Here is a 16631-nt window from a genome sequence, read left to right on the forward strand (position 1 = left end):
GCGCGGTGCATGGCGATCAGATCTGGCCCTGGCCGCCGTCGACGTACAGCTCGGAACCGTTGACGAAGCTGGCGTCGCTCGATGCCAGGAATGCGACGGCTTTCGCCACTTCGTCCGGCTCGCCGACGCGGCCCAGCGGGATCTGCGTCGTCAGGTAGTCCAGCAAGCCTTGCTGCGCTTCCTTGTCGGTGCCGGCCAGTTCGACGAGGCCCGGCGTGCGGATCGGGCCCGGCACCACCGTGTTGAAACGGATGCCCCGGTCTTTCGTATCGAGGATCCAGTTGCGGGCGAACGCACGCACGGCCGCCTTCGACGCGGCGTACACGGAGAACGCCGGCGTGCCCATGTTGGCGGCCGTGGAGCCGGTGAGGATCACCGAAGCGCCCTGCGCCAGCAGCGGCAGCGCCTTCTGCACCGTGAACAGCACGCCTTTGACGTTGCGGCCGAACGTGTCCTCGTATTGTTCTTCGGTGATCTGGCCAAGCGGCAGCATGCCGCCGCCGCCCGCGTTCGCGAACAGCACGTCGATGCGGCCATGCTTGGCGCGCACCGCTTCGTACAGCGCGTCGAGGTCGGCCAGCTTCGACGAATCGACGCGGTAGCCGGCAGCGCCGTTGCCGATCGCATCGACGGCGGCATCGAGTTCGGCCTGGCGGCGGCCCGTGACGATCACTTGCGCGCCTTCGGCCGCCAGCCGCTTGGCCGTGGCCAGGCCGATGCCCGTGGTGCCGCCGGTGACGATGGCGATCTTGCCTTGCAGTTTTTGGGTGGTGGTGTTCATGGTCAGCTCCTTCTGTTCGGGTTGTCGATGAAAGAATGGTAGCGGCGGGCTGACCCATTTAAAATAGCAACTATCGCAAACCATCATTGCAGAATTGACGATGTCGAAATTACCGGATTTCGAAGGCCTGGCGATGTTCGCCAAGGTGGCCGAGGAGCGCTCGTTCGCCGGTGCGGCGCGCGCGTTGGGCGTGTCGGTGGCCACGGTGTCGCGGGCGGTGGCGCGGTTGGAAGACCGGCTCGGTGCGCGGCTCCTGAACCGCACGTCGCGCCAGCTGGCGTTGACGGAGTTCGGCGCTTCGCTGGCGGAGCAGGCCGGCCAGGTGTTCGACCTGGCGGCTGCGGCGGAAGGCGCGGCGCGCGAGCAGTCGGCCCAGCCGCGCGGGCTGGTACGCCTGGCGGTGCCGATGTCGTTCGGGCTGCGCTGGGTTGCGCCGCTGCTGCCGGAATTCTTCCGCCGCTATCCGGAAGTGCAGCTGGACCTGCACCTGTCCGATGCGACGGTGGACCTGATCGGCGACGGCTTCGATGCGGCATTGCGCATCGCCGTGCTGCCGGATTCGTCGCTGGTCGCGCGCAAGCTGGCGCCGGTGCGGCGGCTGGTCGTCGCCTCGCCCGACTATCTGGCGCGGCACGGCGTCCCGCGTCATCCGGCGGACCTGCAGGCACACCAGTGCCTCGGCTACGCATACCGCGCGCGCAGCGCCGCGTGGCAGTTCTGCAATCCGGCCGGCGAGGAAGCCACCGTGCTGCCGCGCGGGCCATTGCGGGTGACGAATTCCGACGCACTGTTGCCGATGGTGCTGGCCGGGATGGCCATTTGCGAACTGCCGGACTTCATCGCCGCCGACCACGTGCGCGACGGCGGCCTCGTGCCGCTGCTGGGCGACTGGGCGATGCCGACGGGCGGGCTGTACTTCGTCACACCGTCGGCGCGGGCCCGGCCTGCGAAGGTCGAGGCGCTGGGGCAGTTCTTCGCCGAGCACCTGTCCCGCCCCGGCTGGGTCTCGCAGCAGGAAGGCTGACGGTCAGAGCGCCTGCCCGCCGGACACCTCGATCCGCTGCGCCGTCACCCAGCGGTTTTCCGGTGCCAACAGGCTGGCGATCATCGGGCCGATATCGTCCGGCACGCCGACGCGGCCCAGCGCCGTCATCGCGGCGAACTGGCGGTTCAACTCCGCGTTGTCGCGCACGGCGCCGCCGCCGAAATCCGTCTCGATCGCGCCCGGCGCCACCGTGTTGACGGCGATGCCGCGCGCGCCGAGCTCCCTGGCCATGTAGCGCGTCAGCACTTCGACGGCGCCTTTCACGGCCGCATAGACGCCGTAGCCGGGATAGCTGATCCGCGTCAGGCCCGACGACAGCGTGACGATGCGGCCGCCATCGGCCAGCAGCGGCAGCAGCGCCTGCGTCAGGAACAGCACGCCCTTGAAGTGCACGTCCACCAGGCGGTCGAACTGGGCTTCGGCGGTATCGGCCAGCAGGGCGTAGTCGCCGTGGCCGGCGTTGTGGACGACGTGGTCGAACGTGCTGCGGCCCCAGTTCTCTTCGAGGGCCTGGCGCAGGCGCTGCGCGAACGGCCCAAAGGCTTGCACGTCGCCGCTGTCGAGCTGGAAGGCGACGGCCTTGCGGCCCAGCGCCGCGATCTCAGCAACGACGGCCTGCGCATCGTCGGCCCGGCTCTGGTAAGTGATGACGACGTCGCCGCCGCGGCGGGCGATGCTGAGCGCCGTGTTGCGGCCAAGGCCGCGGCTGGCGCCGGTAACGAGGGTAATCGTGGTCATGAGAAAGCTCCTTGCGTATCGGTGGTTGGGAGCCCTTATCGTCGCGCCGCGTGCCGCTGCAAAATTTCGCAAAGGTACGGATTCTTTGCCTGATCCTCCAAGCGGCGTGCGGGCGCGCCGTTTCTCGGATACGCTTGTCCCATGACCACCCTGCTCGAAGCCGTGCAACGCCATGCGGAAGCCCATGCGGATGCCGACGGCATTGCCCGATCCGCCATCCCCGGCCTGATGTGCGTGCGCGCCCACGTGCCCAGCGACCTGCAGTACGCGATCTCGAAGCCGCTCGTGTGCCTCGTCGTGCAGGGCGCCAAGAACGTGACGATGGGCGCCCAATCGTTCGACTTCGCGGCTGGCGACTCGCTGCTGATCGCGGCGGACGTACCGGTCGTCAGCCAGATCACCCGCGCCAGCTTGGCGGCGCCCTACCTGTCGCTGGTGCTGGAACTGGAGCTGCCGCTGATCGCCGAGCTGTGCCTGCAGGTGGGCGGCGCGCCGGCCGACAGCGGCGCGCCGGTGCGTGTCGAGACGACGGACACCGAAGTGGCCGACGCGGCGCTGCGCCTGCTGCGTCTGCTCGACCGGCCCGCCGCCGTGCCCGTGCTGCAAGCCCAGCTGGTGCGCGAGCTGCACTACTGGCTGCTGGCCGGCCGCCACGGTGCCGCACTGCGCCGGCTCGGCTGGCCGAACGGCCCGGCCCAGCGGATCGCCCGCGCCGTGGCGCTGTTGCGCACCGAGTTCGCGCGCACCTTGCCGGTCGAGCAATTGGCGGACGTGGCCGGCATGAGCCCATCGTCGTTCCACCAGCATTTCCGTGCGGTGACGTCGCTGTCGCCTCTGCAATTCCAGAAGCAGCTGCGGCTGATCGAAGCGCGCCGCCGCATGCTGGCCGAGGGCGCGTCCGTCAGCACTGCGGCGTTTGCGGTCGGTTATGAAAGCGTGCCGCAATTTACCCGCGAGTACGGCCGCATGTTCGGCGCGACGCCGGCGCGCGACACGAAGTCCACGCGCGCGCGGACTCAGGCCGCATAACGGTGCGGTGCGCCGGCAGCACGATTGAAGAGGCAACTGGTGTTGCAGGCGAATTCGACTTAGTATGGATTCACACCTTCCCAGTCACGCCTTCTGACCGCGCCGCATCATGACGAGCGAGCACCAGCCACCGCCAACCGCCGAACCCGGTTCCGACCATCCTGGACCGGAGCTCTCGTTCGGCCAGCTGCTGTATCGCTTCCTGTTCTTCGACTGGCTGTTTCGCGACGTAAACGCGGCGCGCGATCTGTTCGAACGCCACGCGGCCCGCCAGCACAACCAGCGCATGAGCCGCTACCTGCCCGTCTACCTGCGACGCTGGTCCGTGCTGGCCGTCTTCGACTTCGGCCTTGGCGTGCTGTGCGAGAAAGTCGTGCAGGCTACCGTGCTGTCCGCCTGGTTCTTCACGTGGTCCTGCGTCACCGTCACCGGCATGGTCGTCATCACGGTGGCCTGGCTGTTCCTCGCCTTCGCACGGATGCCTTGAATTCTCCTCCGCGCACGCTCCTCTTGTTCCAGACCTCCTTGCGGCGCACTGTGCGCGCTACCCGTTAAGCCCGCTCAAAGGCGGTGCGAGGACGCCGACTAGTATCCCCTTCAAGGGCTTGCCTTCGCAGGCCCGATCCGCGGCACGGTGCCGCTTTTTTTCTTTGAAGGGAGAACATCATGCGCAGACTGAAGAGCAATGAACTGCAACACGTGTACGGCGGCGGCAACCCCTGCGGCGGCGGATGCACGAGCCACAGCATGAGCTGCAGCCGTGGCAAGAGCCACAGCAAATGCCATGGCAAGAGCCATAGCAAGAGCTGCCACAGCAAGAGCAAAAGCAAGAGCCGGGGCTGCGGCTGTTAATCGCCAGGCCGGGTGACCACCGGAACCATCGGCACCATTGGCGGTAGCGGCCCGGCCAACCGCGGCCGCCATCAACCACCCCAGCCTGCGAGGCAATCATGAAACGAGAATCCGACCTGGACGACGCGATCGCGGCTCTCCAGTCTCCAGCGCACACGGAAGCCTGGCTGCTCGGGCAACCGCCGCTGCGCAAATACCTGGACTTCATCGAGGACAGCGGGCTCCTCCAGCCCGGCATGCCGCGGACCGCGCTGGTGCGCGAATGGAGCGACGCGGCGCGCTACTACGAGGAGCTGGAAACGCGCGAGGAAAACATCGCCGACCATCCGGCGGCGCCGCCGCTGGACCCATCGCTGGCACCGCTGATCGCCGAGGTGATGGCAAGCCCCCGCTACAGCCGCACGTTCGACAAGCTGCCGTGCAATATCGAGATGGTCGACCTGGCCCACCTCGTCGTCTGCCAGAACCATGTCACCCACACCTTCGTCGAGGCATTGATGGCACGCCTCGGCCCCGCGCCCGATGCGGCCGCGCTGCTGCGCTTCTGCCTGCCGCTGCGGGACGATCCTGCACCATTCGAGATCCGTCCCGCCGGACCGAAGCGCTATGCGTTCCGCTCCGCGTCGACGGACTTCCGCTTCCACGAACCCGTGATGCTGCAGGGCTCGCAGTTGGGCGGCCATGCGGCCTTCGGCGCGGTGGCCGGCGCGCTGGCACTGGTCGTCGGCTTCAGCTGCAACTTCCTGAACGCCGTGCGCGACGACGACCGCGGCCGGCTGCTGCTGCACAACGGCTATCACCGCGCCTGCGCCTTGCTGTCGCTCGGCATCCGCCATGCGCCCTGCGTCGTGCAGACGGTGGGCTCGCGCGATGAACTCGACATCGTCGCCAAGGCCCTCGTCGCCAGCGACCCCGGCTACTTCTTCAACGCACCGCGCCCGCCGCTGCTGAAGGACTTCCTCGATCCGCGCCTGCGCAAGCTTGTTCCCATCAAGAAGATGTCGCGCGTGATCGAGATCAGCTACGACATCCGCGACTACTTCGAGGAGGAATGATGGACGGCTCCGGCACCGGTGCGGAGCTGCCGCTGTTCCGTGCCGACGTGGCGCGCGAACGGCAAGCGCAGTGGCTGGGGCCCGTATTGCTGCAACCGCGCCCGCTGCACCGCTGGTTCGCCGCTGTGGGCGCGACGACGGCGCTGGCGATCGTCGCCCTGCTGTGCTTGGGCAGCTATACGAAACGGGCGCGCGTGGCCGGCTGGCTGGTGCCCGTGCAAGGCCTGGTGCGCGTCACCGCGCCGCAAGCGGGCATCGCGACCGGCGTGCTGGTACGGGAGGGCGACAAGGTGCGGCGCGGCCAGCCGCTCGTGGCGCTGTCCACGGAGCAGCATAGCGCGGCACTGGGCGACACACAGGCCCTCGTCGTGCGCGCGCTTGCCGAGCAGCGCGACAGCCTCGCCGCGGAAGCGCAGCGGAACGGCGAACTGCTGCACCGCCAGCGGGCCGGCACGGCTGCCCGGCTGGCGGCGCTGGACCGCGAGCGGCACGCGCTCGAACAGGAGATCGGCCTGCAGCGCGAACGCGTGACGATGGCGCGGCAATGGGAGGCGCGCCTGCGCGAGCTGCAGAAGCTGGGCTTCGTGCTGGAGCAGCACGTGCGCGGCGCCAGCGTCGACGTGATGGAACAGGCGGCGCGCCAGCAGACCCTTGAGCGCAACCTCATCGCGCTGGAGCGCGAGCGCGCCGGCCTGGATGGCGAATTGCAGGAAGTGCCGCTGAAGCTGGCCGCGCAGCGCGAAGGCGTGCGCCGGACGCTGGCCGCGACGGCCCGCGAACTGGCCGAGGCCGAAGCACGGCGCGCGCTGACGGTGGCGGCGCCCGAGGCAGGCACCGTGACGGCCGTGCAGGCCGGCGCCGGTGCCGCGGTGGGCGCGGGCAGCGCATTGCTGTCGATCGTGCCGGAGGGTGCCACGCTGCAGGCGCACCTGTACGCGCCCAGCCGGGCGGTCGGCTTCGTGCGCGCGGGCCAGCGCGTGCTGCTGCGCTACCGCGCCTACCCGTACCAGAAATTCGGCCATTACCGCGGCGTGATCGCCAGCGTGTCGCGCAGTGCGATCGACCCGGCGGAGGTGCCGGCCATGTTCGTGCCGGCCGCGCAGGGGGGCGAAGCGTTGTACCGCATCGCCGTGACGCTGGACCGGCAAGCCGTGCAGGCGTATGGCCGCGACGTGCCGCTGCAGCCCGGCATGCAGCTCGATGCCGACATCCTGCTCGACCAGCGCCGTCTGTACGAATGGGTGTTCGAACCGCTGTTCACATTGGCGGGCGGCGTGCGATGAAAGGCATCCCCGACTTCGCCGCCAGCCTGGGCATGCGGCTGCCGCTGATCCTGCAGACGGAGGCGGCCGAATGCGGCCTCGCGTGCCTGGCGATGGTGGCCGGCTACCACGGCGCCGGCACCGGTCTGGCCCAGCTGCGCCGCCGCTTCGGGCTGTCGCTGCGCGGCGCCACGTTGAAGGATCTCGTGTCGATCGCGACCAGCCTGGGCATGACGGCCCGGCCGCTGCGGCTGGAAGCGGCCGAGCTGCCGATGCTGGCCACGCCGTGCATCCTGCATTGGGACATGCACCACTTCGTCGTGCTGAAAAGCGTCGGCCCCTCGACGGTCGTGCTGCACGATCCCGCCGTCGGCCTGCGCCGCCTGCCGCGCGCCGAGGCGCTGCGCCACTTCACCGGTGTCGCGCTCGAGCTCCATCCAGCGCCAGGCTTCGCGGCCGGCCCGCCTGCCCCGCGGCTGCGCATCGCCAGCCTGCTCGGCCGCGTGGCGGGCCTGGGCCAGTCGCTGCTGGTATTGGCGGCCATGGCGCTGGCCATCGAAACACTGGCCGTGACGACGCCGTTCTTCATGCAATGGGTGGTCGACGAGGCACTGGTCAGCGCCGACCGCGACCTGCTGCTCGTGCTGGCCTGCGGCCTGTTCTTCATGCTGATGCTGCGCGTGACGATTACCGCGATGCGCGGCGCCACGCTGATCGCGATTTCCAGCACGCTCAAAGTGCGCGGCCGCGCCGCGCTGTTTACCCATTTGCTACGGCTGCCCGCGCGCTATTTCGAAAGCCGCCACCTGGGCGACGTGATGTCGCGCTTCGGCTCGCAGGAGACGATTCTGCAGGCGCTGACGACGGACCTCGTCGAGATCCTGCTGGATGGCATCATGTCGGTCATCACGCTCGTCGTGATGCTGCTGTACGCACCGGCGCTGGCCGGCCTCGTGCTGGCAGGCGCGCTTGCCTATGCGTGCGTGCGCATCGCGTCGTACTCGGCGCTGCGCAATGCTCAGGCCGAGGCGATCGTCTGGGGTGCGCAGCGCGACAGCCATTTTCTCGAAACGCTGCGCGGGATGAAGACGATCAAGCTGTTCAACGCCCACCAGGAGCGCCACGCGCACTGGCTCAACCTGCTGGTGCAGACGGTGAACCGGCAAATCACCGCGCAGCGCCTGGGCCTGATGTTCCGCACCGTGAACGCCAGCGTGATCGGCTTTGTCGCCGTGCTGGTGATCTGGCTGGGCGCCGAGCGGGTGCTGCAGAACGCGTTCTCGGTGGGTATGCTGCTCGCGTTCATCAGCTACAAGGACCAGTTCCTGTCCCGCGTCAGCAGCTTGATCGACAAGACGCTGGACCTGTTCATGCTGCGCCTGCATGCGGAACGCCTGGCCGACATTGCATTGACGCCGCCGGAACCGGAAGGCGCGCCATTGCCCGATACGCCGCGCCAGGGCCCCGTCGGCCTGACGCTGCGCGGCGTCCGCTTCCGCTACGGCGCCTGCGACCCATGGATCCTCGACGGCATCGACCTGACGATCGAGCCGGGTGAATCGGTGGCCATCGTCGGCCCCTCCGGCTGCGGCAAGACGACCTTGCTGCGGCTGCTCGCCAGCCTGCTGGAGCCGAGCGCCGGCGAGGTGCTGGTCGACGGCAGGCCGCTGACGCCGCAAGGTGTCGAGCATTACCGGACGCGCATCGGCGTGGTGCTGCAGGACGACCAGCTGTTCGCGGGCTCGATCGCCGACAACATCTGCTTCTTCGCCGACGCGCCGCGCGACGACCACATTCGCGCCTGCGCGGCACTGGCAGCGGTGCACGACGACGTGGCCGCGATGCCGATGGGTTTTCATACGCTGATCGGCGACATGGGCGCCGTGCTGTCGGGCGGGCAGAAGCAGCGCGTGCTGATCGCCCGTGCGCTGTACCGCGACCCGGCGCTGCTGCTGCTCGACGAGGCCGCCAGCCACCTCGACCTGGAACGCGAGCACAGCGTCAACGCGGCCGTGGCGCGGCTGCCGATGACCCGCATCGTCGTGGCGCACCGGCGCGAAACGATCCTCGCGGCCGACCGCATCGTCGTGCTCGCGCAGGGGAAGATCGTGGCGGACCTGCGCGGCCCGGCCGGCCGGGAGAGTTTTCTCGCGATGAGCCACGCGACGGCGTGATCGGAAGCGGCGCAATTCCGATCAAGTCCGGCGGCGGGACCGATGCTACAGTGGCGCATCCGTCAACCTTGATCCAGCCGCCGCGTGAGCATCGTCGCCAAAGCCCTGTGGTACATCGAGAACAACTACGCGAAGAGCGGGCTGTCGCTGGACGACGTGGCGGCCGCGTGCGGCGCGTCGCGCTTCCACCTGACCCGCGCCTTCGGCATCGCCACCGGGCGCACGCTGATGCGCTACCTGCGCGCGCGCCGGATGACGCAGGCGGCACTGGCGCTGGCCGCCGGCGCACCGGACATCCTTGCGCTGGCCGTCGACGCCGGCTACGGCTCCCATGAAGCGTTTACGCGGGCGTTCCGCGAGCAGTTCGGGCTGACGCCGGAAGCGCTGCGGGCACGCGGCCATTGTGAGGGACTGGAGCTCGTCCCTGCGCTGCGCCTGGATCACGCAGACGGCATGCCGCTGGCGGCGCCCCGGCTGCTCGAACGGGGCGCCTTCACGGTGGCCGGGCTGTGCGCGCGCTATACGCATGAAACGGCGGCCGGCATTCCCGCGCAGTGGCAGCGCCTGGCCGCGTATCCATCACCCCCGTGCCGGGTCGGGTCGGACGAATACGGCGTCTGCATCGATGCCGACGAGGGCGCGTTCGATTACACCTGCGGCATCGAGGTGGCCGGCAGCGTGCCGCCCGGCTTGACGCGGCTGGACATTCCCGCCCAGCGCTACGCCGTCTTCTTCCACGCCGGCCACATCGCCGCGATCCGGATGACGTGGCGGGCCATCTTCGACCGCTGGCTGCCGCAATCGGGCCTGCACCCGACGGGCGGCCCCGAATTCGAACGCTACGACGAACGCTTCGACGTGACGACCGGCCAGGGCGGCGTCGAGATCTGGATTCCCGTCTCCTCATCATGAAAGGATTGCCGATGCGCTCCATCGACCTGCTGCTGGCGCTGGCCGGCAGCCTCGCGCTGCGTTACGGCTTCGGCCTGGAACCCATCTGGTGGCTGGCCTGGCTGGCGCCCGCGCCCGTGCTGGTCGCGGCGCTGCGCACCGGCCACCTGCCGGCGTTCGGCTTGACGTTGCTGGCCGCGCTGATCGGCAGCAGCGGCCAGACGCCGTATTTCGCTCTCGTGATGCCGCTGCCCGCCGCGCTGCTCGTGACGGTGCTGCTGGCGCTGGCATGGGTTCTCGTCATCATGCTGGCGCGGCGCGTGATGCTGCGCTCGGCCTCAAGCTGGTCGGTGCTGGCCTACCCGCTGCTGTGGTGCGCGCTCGATACGCTGCTGGCGGCGCTGCACCCGGACGGCAACTGGGGCAGTCCCGCCTACTCGCAGGCGGACGTGCTGCCGGCCGTGCAGATCGTGGCGCTGACGGGTGTGGCCGGACTGGTCTTCGTGCTGGCGCTGCTGCCATCCGCGCTGGCATTTGCCGCCGTGCGGGGCTGGCAGGCGGGCCGCGTGGCGCTCGGCTGCGCGATGGCGCTGACCGCCGCCACGTTCGCGTTCGGCCATTGGCGCATGCCGGCCGTGGCGCCGGCCGGCGGCCACACGGTCGGCCTGGCCGTCATCGACAACTTCATCGGCCCGCGCACGCCACCAGAAACCGTGGAGCGCATCTGGGCCCAGTACGAGCGGCACGTGGCCGCACTGGCCGGGCAGGGTGCCACCATCGTCGTGCTGCCGGAGAAGATCGCGACGCTGCCGCCCGACGCCGCCGACGTGCTGGCCAAGCGGCTCGGTGCGCTGGCCGCGCGCGCGCACGTGTGGCTGGCCGTGGGCGTCGGCATCGACGATGCGGGCCGCAAGCACAACCTCGCCTGGCTGTTCGCGCCGAATGGACAGCGCGACGCGGCCTACGTGAAGCATCACCTGGCGCCGCCGGAACGGGAGTTCCTGCCCGGCGCGGCGTACGACGTGCGCCCGATCGGCGGCACCCGCTATGGCCTGGCCGTCTGCAAGGACATGCACTTCGCCGCGATGGGCCGCGCGTACGGCCAGCGGCAGGTGCAGGCGATGCTGGTGCCGGCGTGGGACTTCAATGCGGACGGCCGCTATGCGGCACGCCTGTCGGCCCTGCGCGGTGTCGAAAGCGGCTTCGCGATGGTGCGTGCGGCGCGCGAGGGGCTGCTGACGGTCAGCGATGCGTATGGCCGGGTGATCGCCGAGACGCCGTCAGCGGGCCTGCCCGGCGCCACACTGCTGGCACGCGTGCCGGCACAGCACATCGCCACGCCATACGCGCGCTGGGGCGACTGGTTCGGCTGGCGGGCGACCGTGGGTGCCGCCGTGCTGCTGGCATGGCCCATGTTGACGCGGCGCGCCCGCCAGCCCGCTCAGGGCATGGCGCCGGCGAGGTAGTTGGTTTTTACGCGCACATAGTGCTCGGCCGAGTAGCGCAAGTGCGCGATCTCGGCCTCGGTCAGCGGCCGCACCTTCTTCACGGGCCGGCCCACGTACAGGAAGCCGCTGTCCAGCCTCTTGCCGGGCGGGACGAGGCTGCCCGCGCCCACCATCACGTGCTTCGGAATGACGACATCGTCCATCACGATGCTGCCCATGCCGATCAGGCATTCGTCGCCGATGTCGCAGCCGTGCAGGATCACCCCATGCGCGATCGTCACGTACTCGCCAATCACGAGGGGCGAACCGAGGGGCTTCTGCGGCGTCTTGTGCGACACATGCACCATCGTGAAGTCCTGGATGTTCGAGGAGCGCCCGATCGTGATGCTGTTGACGTCGCCCCGCAGCACGGCATTGCACCATACGGAGCAATCGTCGCCGAGGCGCACGTCGCCGATCACGTGGGCCGAGTCGTGCAGGTAGACGCGCTCGCCGAGCTGGGGCGACGTGGAAAGGTAAGCGGAGATCGGCATGGTCGGGCTGGCGGTGGTGGAGCGGCACACTTTAGCCGCCATGCCGCCGCCGGTCAATCGGCAGCCGGGCGCCTAGCGGGTGGCTACGATATGAAAGCCGGTCCCGGCGGCTTCCGCGTCGTCCGCTGCCGAGCGCGTAACGCCGGTGACCCGTGCGCCGGGCGGGCCATGCCGCGCCCACGCCACCAGCGCTTCCACGTCGCGCTGCGGTCCGCTGAAGCATGCCTCCACATTGCCGTCGTGCCGGTTGCATACCCAGCCCGTGAGGCCCAGCGCAGTGGCCTGCGCCGCCATGGCATAGCGAAAGCCGACGCCCTGCACGGTTCCTTCGATGATCAGTCGGGTTGCCATATCGTCCTGCCGTTGGGTTGTTCGGTACGGGCCAGTGTAGCGCAGCCGCGCATCCCGCTGCGCCGGGTGTTTGTCACATACGCCAACCGTGCCGGCCAGCGCATTCCTATACTCGGGCATCTTCCTACTCCAGGCCATGCCGTGTTCAGACTGCCGCTCCCCGCGCTGCTGTGCGGGTTCATCGCGATGCCAGCCCATGCCGGCGAACCGCCGCTCACGACGGTGACCGTCACGGCAAAGAAGCCCTCCGTCAGCAAGGAACTGGACAAGACGGTCCATCGGGTATCCGGCATGGCGAGGGCTGAAAACGGCACCGCCCAGGACGTGCTGCAGTCGCTGCCCGGGATCACGGTGGCGGCCGACGGTGCCATCGCTGTGCAGGGCAATCGCCAGGTGACCGTGCTGGTCGACGGCAAGCCGACGGCGGGCATGTCCGGCGAAGAGCGTGCCGCCGCGCTGCAGACGATGAGCGGCGCCGCGATCGCCAGCGTCGAAGTGATCACGAATCCATCCGCCGCCCAGCATGCCGATGGCGGCGCGATCGTCAACATCGTGTTGAAGCGCAACCGCAAGGCGGGTGCCCATGCGCAGTTGCGCGGCGGCGCCGCGGACCACGGGCTGTGGAATTTGGGGGCGACGGCCGATGCGAGCGGTGGCAACGTCAGCGTGCACGGCGAAGTGGCGCGCCGCCACGACGGCACGCTGAAAACGCGTGGCTCGCGCGTGGACTGGACCTATCCCGCCAGCGGCGGGACAGGGCACACGCGGCAGGCATCCGAAGTGTTCGTGCGCCGGATCGTGGAGACCGCGGCATTGGGCCTCGATTACGACGTCAGCGCCAGCGACAGCATCGGCCTGGCGGCGCGGCACCAGGCGCGCCGTTCGCGCCCGCGCCTGGACACGCTGAACGTCGTAGGTACCGGCGGCCGGGAGAACGTCTATCACCGCATCTCGGAAGGGCCCAACGAGCAGTCGGACGACAGCGTGAGCGTCACCGCCAGCCACGCGGGTGACGGGACTGCGCTGAAGGCGGTGCTCCAGCACAGCGAGACGGTGGGCCTCATCGACAAATCGTTCAGCGACGTGTTCGCGGATGCACGGGCCACTGCGTACAGCCGCGGCGCCACGCGCTCGACGCGCCGCCTCGACCAGGCGACGCTGGACTGGAGCCGCGGCCCGTGGGGCAGCGGCATCGACATCCAGCACGAAACCCAGACCCTCGACAACTACCAGGCGGCCGTCGATCACGCCACCGGCATCGAAACACCCGATCCCGCCACCACCAACGGCTACGCGGTCGCAACGACGCTGAGTGCCGGCTACGTGACCAGGCAGGTCACGCACGGTAAATGGGAAGCGCTGCTGGGCGCGCGGCTGGAGCACATGGCGCTGCGGGTGCATCCGCTGCAGGGGCCCGTCCACCGCGCGCAGTGGCAGGCTGTCGATCCCAGCCTGCACGTGAAGCATGCCGCCACGACCAACGCCGACGTGACGCTCAGCTATCGCCGCAGCCTGCAGCGGCCCGACCCGCGCGACCTGAATCCGTTCACCACCTACGTCGACGCGCAAAATCTCAGCCGCGGCAATCCGACCCTGGGTCCGCAGCGCGTGGCCGCATGGGAGATCGGCACCGACGTACACGTGGCGCACCTGACCGGCCGCGTCGGGGCCTTCCATCGCACCAGCCGCGATATGGTGGCCGACGTGCGCAGCATCGAAGGCGGCGTGATCGTCACCGGCAAGCGTAACGGCGGGCTCGCCCGCTCGGCCGGCGTGACCGGATCGCTCGACTGGGAGCCAAATACGGCGCTGAGCCTGGGCATCGATGGCGGCGTGTATCGCGTCGTCCTGCTGACGCCCGACCTCGAGGGGCCTGTGCGCCAGTCCGGCGTGGCGGGCTATCTGAACTTGCGCGCCGCCTGGCGCGGCAAAGTTGACGACGTGTCGCTCGACGCCCATGCGCTGTCGGCCGGCATGACGCCGCTCGTGCGCTACGGCGCGACCAGCAACGTGAACGTGACGTGGAAGCGCCGCCTGACGCCGACGCTCAGCCTGACGGTCAACGCCAGCGATCTCTTCGACGGCAGCCGGCGCACCTATCGCACGACGACGAGCACGTTCCGGCAGCAGGGCTTCGAACACTTCGTTGCGCGGCGCCTCCAGGTCGGTTTCGTGCAGCGATTCAAGTGAAACCTATCGTGATGGCGATATCCGAACCTGTATCGCACGTTCCGAATTAGTCATTGGTGCGCCCATATCGATGTCGCTACGATGGTCACAACAAAGCGCCGCCGCAGCGGCAGCGCACACAATAAGCCATCTGGAGACTCCCATGCACCGCACCGCCACGCCGCGCGTTCCCACTCCCTGAGCACCGCTACCTGAATTCCGCTGCCTGAATTCCGCTGCCTGAATTCGGGCACCCGGCACAACCACATACATCCCGCCGCTGTGCCTGCGGCGGCAAGGCGCGCGCACGCCCGTTGTGCTGCGCCGATCCCGCGTCACATCGCAATTACACCGCAATCACAACGAGGAGGAAGACAATGCTGAAAAAACTGGTAATGGGTTTATTGCTGGCGTGCGGCGCCGCATCGAGCGGGGCGATCGACCTGGCGGGGCTGCAGAATGCCCACGATCCCGGCACGATCACGAAGGATGGCGATACGTACTTCAACTTCACGACGGGTACGGGCATCTGGTATTCGACGTCCACCGATCTGAAGACGTGGCAGGGCGGCCCCGGCCCCGTGTTCGCCACCAACCCGGCGTGGGTGGAGCAGAAGATCCCGAACTTCAAGACCAACGGTTCGTCGTACTGGGCGCCGGACATGATCAAGATGAACGGCGCCTACTACATCTACTACTCCGTATCGCAGTGGGGCACGACGAATTCCGCGATCGGCGTGGCGCGCAGCACGTCGCTGAAAAACCCCGCGTGGACGGACCTCGGCATCGTCGTGCAATCGTACGGCAAGGGCGGCTCCGAGCTGAACGCGATCGACCCGGCGCTGTTCCGCGACCATGACGGCAAGGTGTACATGAGCTTTGGCTCCTTCTTCGGCGGCATTGGCGTGGCCGAGATCGACCAGGCCACCGGCAAGCTGGCCGGCGCCGTGACGAAGATCGCCGGCGGCACCGACGCGCGGCGCGACATCGAAGCGCCTTACATCACCCGCAACGGCGGCTACTACTACCTGTTCGCCAACCGGGGCGCATGCTGCAAGGGCAGCGCCAGCACGTACTACGTGGAAGTGCAGCGCGCCACCAGCGTGACGGGCCCGTACTCGGACCCGCGCGTGATCCTGCCGAACGTCGATGGCCGCTACAAGGGCCCGGGCCACGTGGGCGTGCTGAAGGAGAACGCCTGCAACTTCGTCTCGACGCATTACTACGACACGCTGGACAACGGCAACGCGAAGCTGCAGATCATGAAGATGACGTATGCGACGCGCGGCACCGACATCGACTGGCCCCAGTTGACGCGCGACTTCGACAGCTACACGGAAGGCTGCAGCGGCATCAGCGACGGGCGCTATGCGCTGATCAACGGTGCGAGCGGCAAGGCGATGACGGTAGCCGACAACTCCGTGCAGGCGGGCGCGATGGTGCAGCAGCAGACGTGGTCCGGCCTGAAAAGCCAGTACTGGTACGTGATCGGCCACGGCAACGGCGACTACAGCATCGTCAACGAGAACAGCCTGCTGGCGATGGACGACTGGGAAGTATCGATGTCGCCGGGCGCGAAGGTGGCGCAGTGGTCGTACTGGGGCGGCGACGGCCAGAAGTGGCGCTTCGCGGCGGCTTCCGGCAAGTACACGGTCCAGAACAAGGTCAATGGTCTGGTGGCCGAGATCAGCGGCGGCAGCACGGCCAGCGGCGCGCCGGTGCTGCTGTATGCGCTGCATGGCGGTGCCAGCCAGCAGTGGACCCTGTCGCGGAAATAGCGGAAACAGCGGAAACAGCGCAAGCAGCGCGTATGAAAAACGCGCTGTTCGCGTAAGGTTGGGGAACTTCCAGGCGTCAACGCTGTCTTACCTTCTGTTGAGATACCTCATCGATAACAGGAGGCAAGGATGGGCACGAGTGGCTTTCAGCACCTGTTCCGTGCGCTGGCGCAGCTGCCGCTGTCGGCTGACGAGATCGCTTGCCTGCGCGACTGGCTTGCCGCGCTGGAGGCGCCCGGGCGCTGCCTGGCCCTGATCGAACAAGCGAAGGGGCGATGTGCCTGCCCACATTGCGGCAACGCCCGCTGCCACCGCAGCGGCCACGCCAATGGCTTGCAGCGGTATCGCTGCATCGCCTGCCGGCACAGCTTCAATGCGCTGACCGGCACGCCGTTGGCGCGCCTACGGCATCGCGAAAAATGGCTCCCGTATTTCCAGTGCTTGATCGAGTCGCGCACGGTGCGCGCAGCCGCCGAACGCGTCGCGGTCGCGAAGTCGACCAGCTTTCGCTGGCGCCACCGTTTC

At 68.6% G+C, this 16631-nt stretch carries 15 protein-coding genes and 1 pseudogene; 12 read left to right on the plus strand and 4 right to left on the minus strand.

Annotation, left to right across the window (positions count from 1 at the left end):
* Nucleotides 1-16 precede the first annotated feature (16 nt).
* Nucleotides 17-781, minus strand: coding sequence for an SDR family NAD(P)-dependent oxidoreductase (locus IP92_RS25635; RefSeq protein ID WP_145880655.1), 765 nt, complete (start codon nt 779-781; stop codon nt 17-19).
* Between the two features lie 100 nt (nt 782-881).
* Between IP92_RS25635 and IP92_RS25640 the strand changes: the two genes are divergently transcribed.
* A complete protein-coding gene (locus tag IP92_RS25640; RefSeq protein WP_145880658.1) occupies nt 882-1805 on the plus strand; it encodes a LysR family transcriptional regulator in 924 nt (307 codons plus the stop codon).
* Between the two features lie 3 nt (nt 1806-1808).
* Here IP92_RS25640 and IP92_RS25645 read toward each other — a convergent pair whose 3' ends face one another.
* Entirely contained in the window at nt 1809-2564 is a 756-nt protein-coding gene (locus IP92_RS25645; RefSeq protein ID WP_145880661.1) for an SDR family NAD(P)-dependent oxidoreductase, read from the minus strand.
* 228 nt (nt 2565-2792) lie between these two features.
* On the opposite strand from IP92_RS25645, the pseudogene IP92_RS30825 reads away from it, so the two are divergent.
* From IP92_RS30825 to IP92_RS25680, 8 genes and pseudogenes are all read left to right on the plus strand, one after another.
* A pseudogene (locus IP92_RS30825) lies at nt 2793-3220 on the plus strand (AraC family transcriptional regulator); the annotation flags it as partial.
* Nucleotides 3221-3278: 58 nt separating this feature from the next.
* Nucleotides 3279-3593 (plus strand): helix-turn-helix domain-containing protein, encoded by a 315-nt coding sequence (locus IP92_RS30830; RefSeq protein ID WP_371860982.1) that lies wholly within the window; start codon nt 3279-3281, stop codon nt 3591-3593.
* 109 nt (nt 3594-3702) lie between these two features.
* Nucleotides 3703-4080 (plus strand): hypothetical protein, encoded by a 378-nt coding sequence (locus tag IP92_RS25655; protein WP_145880665.1) that lies wholly within the window; start codon nt 3703-3705, stop codon nt 4078-4080.
* A gap of 463 nt (nt 4081-4543) precedes the next feature.
* Nucleotides 4544-5500, plus strand: a complete 957-nt coding sequence (locus tag IP92_RS25660) for a hypothetical protein (protein ID WP_145880667.1) — start codon at nt 4544-4546, stop codon at nt 5498-5500.
* Nucleotides 5497-6783 carry a beta-barrel domain-containing protein gene (locus IP92_RS25665; protein ID WP_145880669.1) on the plus strand — a complete coding sequence of 429 codons (1287 nt, stop codon included), beginning with the start codon at nt 5497-5499 and terminating at the stop codon, nt 6781-6783. Before IP92_RS25660 ends, IP92_RS25665 begins: the two co-directional genes overlap by 4 nt.
* Entirely contained in the window at nt 6780-8936 is a 2157-nt protein-coding gene (locus tag IP92_RS25670) for a peptidase domain-containing ABC transporter (RefSeq protein ID WP_145880671.1), read from the plus strand. The genes IP92_RS25665 and IP92_RS25670 overlap by 4 nt, the downstream gene beginning before the upstream one ends.
* An 84-nt stretch (nt 8937-9020) precedes the next feature.
* Nucleotides 9021-9848, plus strand: a complete 828-nt coding sequence (locus IP92_RS25675; RefSeq protein ID WP_145880673.1) for an AraC family transcriptional regulator — start codon at nt 9021-9023, stop codon at nt 9846-9848.
* Nucleotides 9849-9859: 11 nt separating this feature from the next.
* Nucleotides 9860-11293 carry a nitrilase-related carbon-nitrogen hydrolase gene (locus IP92_RS25680; RefSeq protein ID WP_158206757.1) on the plus strand — a complete coding sequence of 478 codons (1434 nt, stop codon included), beginning with the start codon at nt 9860-9862 and terminating at the stop codon, nt 11291-11293.
* On the opposite strand, the gene IP92_RS25685 is transcribed toward IP92_RS25680, so the two are convergent.
* Both IP92_RS25685 and IP92_RS25690 read right to left on the minus strand, forming a co-directional pair.
* Nucleotides 11269-11808 (minus strand): gamma carbonic anhydrase family protein, encoded by a 540-nt coding sequence (locus IP92_RS25685; protein WP_145880715.1) that lies wholly within the window; start codon nt 11806-11808, stop codon nt 11269-11271. The genes IP92_RS25680 and IP92_RS25685 overlap by 25 nt on opposite strands.
* A 72-nt stretch (nt 11809-11880) precedes the next feature.
* Nucleotides 11881-12159: an acylphosphatase gene (locus IP92_RS25690; RefSeq protein ID WP_145880678.1), complete on the minus strand. Its 279-nt coding sequence runs from the start codon at nt 12157-12159 to the stop codon at nt 11881-11883.
* A 141-nt stretch (nt 12160-12300) separates the two neighbouring features.
* Between IP92_RS25690 and IP92_RS25695 the strand changes: the two genes are divergently transcribed.
* From IP92_RS25695 to IP92_RS25705, 3 genes are all read left to right on the plus strand, one after another.
* Complete coding sequence (locus IP92_RS25695; protein WP_145880680.1) at nt 12301-14349, plus strand: TonB-dependent receptor; 2049 nt, start codon at nt 12301-12303, stop codon at nt 14347-14349.
* Between the two features lie 356 nt (nt 14350-14705).
* A complete protein-coding gene (locus IP92_RS25700) occupies nt 14706-16106 on the plus strand; it encodes a family 43 glycosylhydrolase (protein ID WP_145880682.1) in 1401 nt (466 codons plus the stop codon).
* A gap of 129 nt (nt 16107-16235) precedes the next feature.
* The coding region (locus tag IP92_RS25705; protein ID WP_145880684.1) for an IS1/IS1595 family N-terminal zinc-binding domain-containing protein at nt 16236-16631 on the plus strand (396 nt) is incomplete at its 3' end.

Origin of the sequence: Pseudoduganella flava (assembly GCF_007830495.1) — a bacterium.
Taxonomy (GTDB): Bacteria; Pseudomonadota; Gammaproteobacteria; order Burkholderiales; family Burkholderiaceae_D; genus Rugamonas; species Rugamonas flava.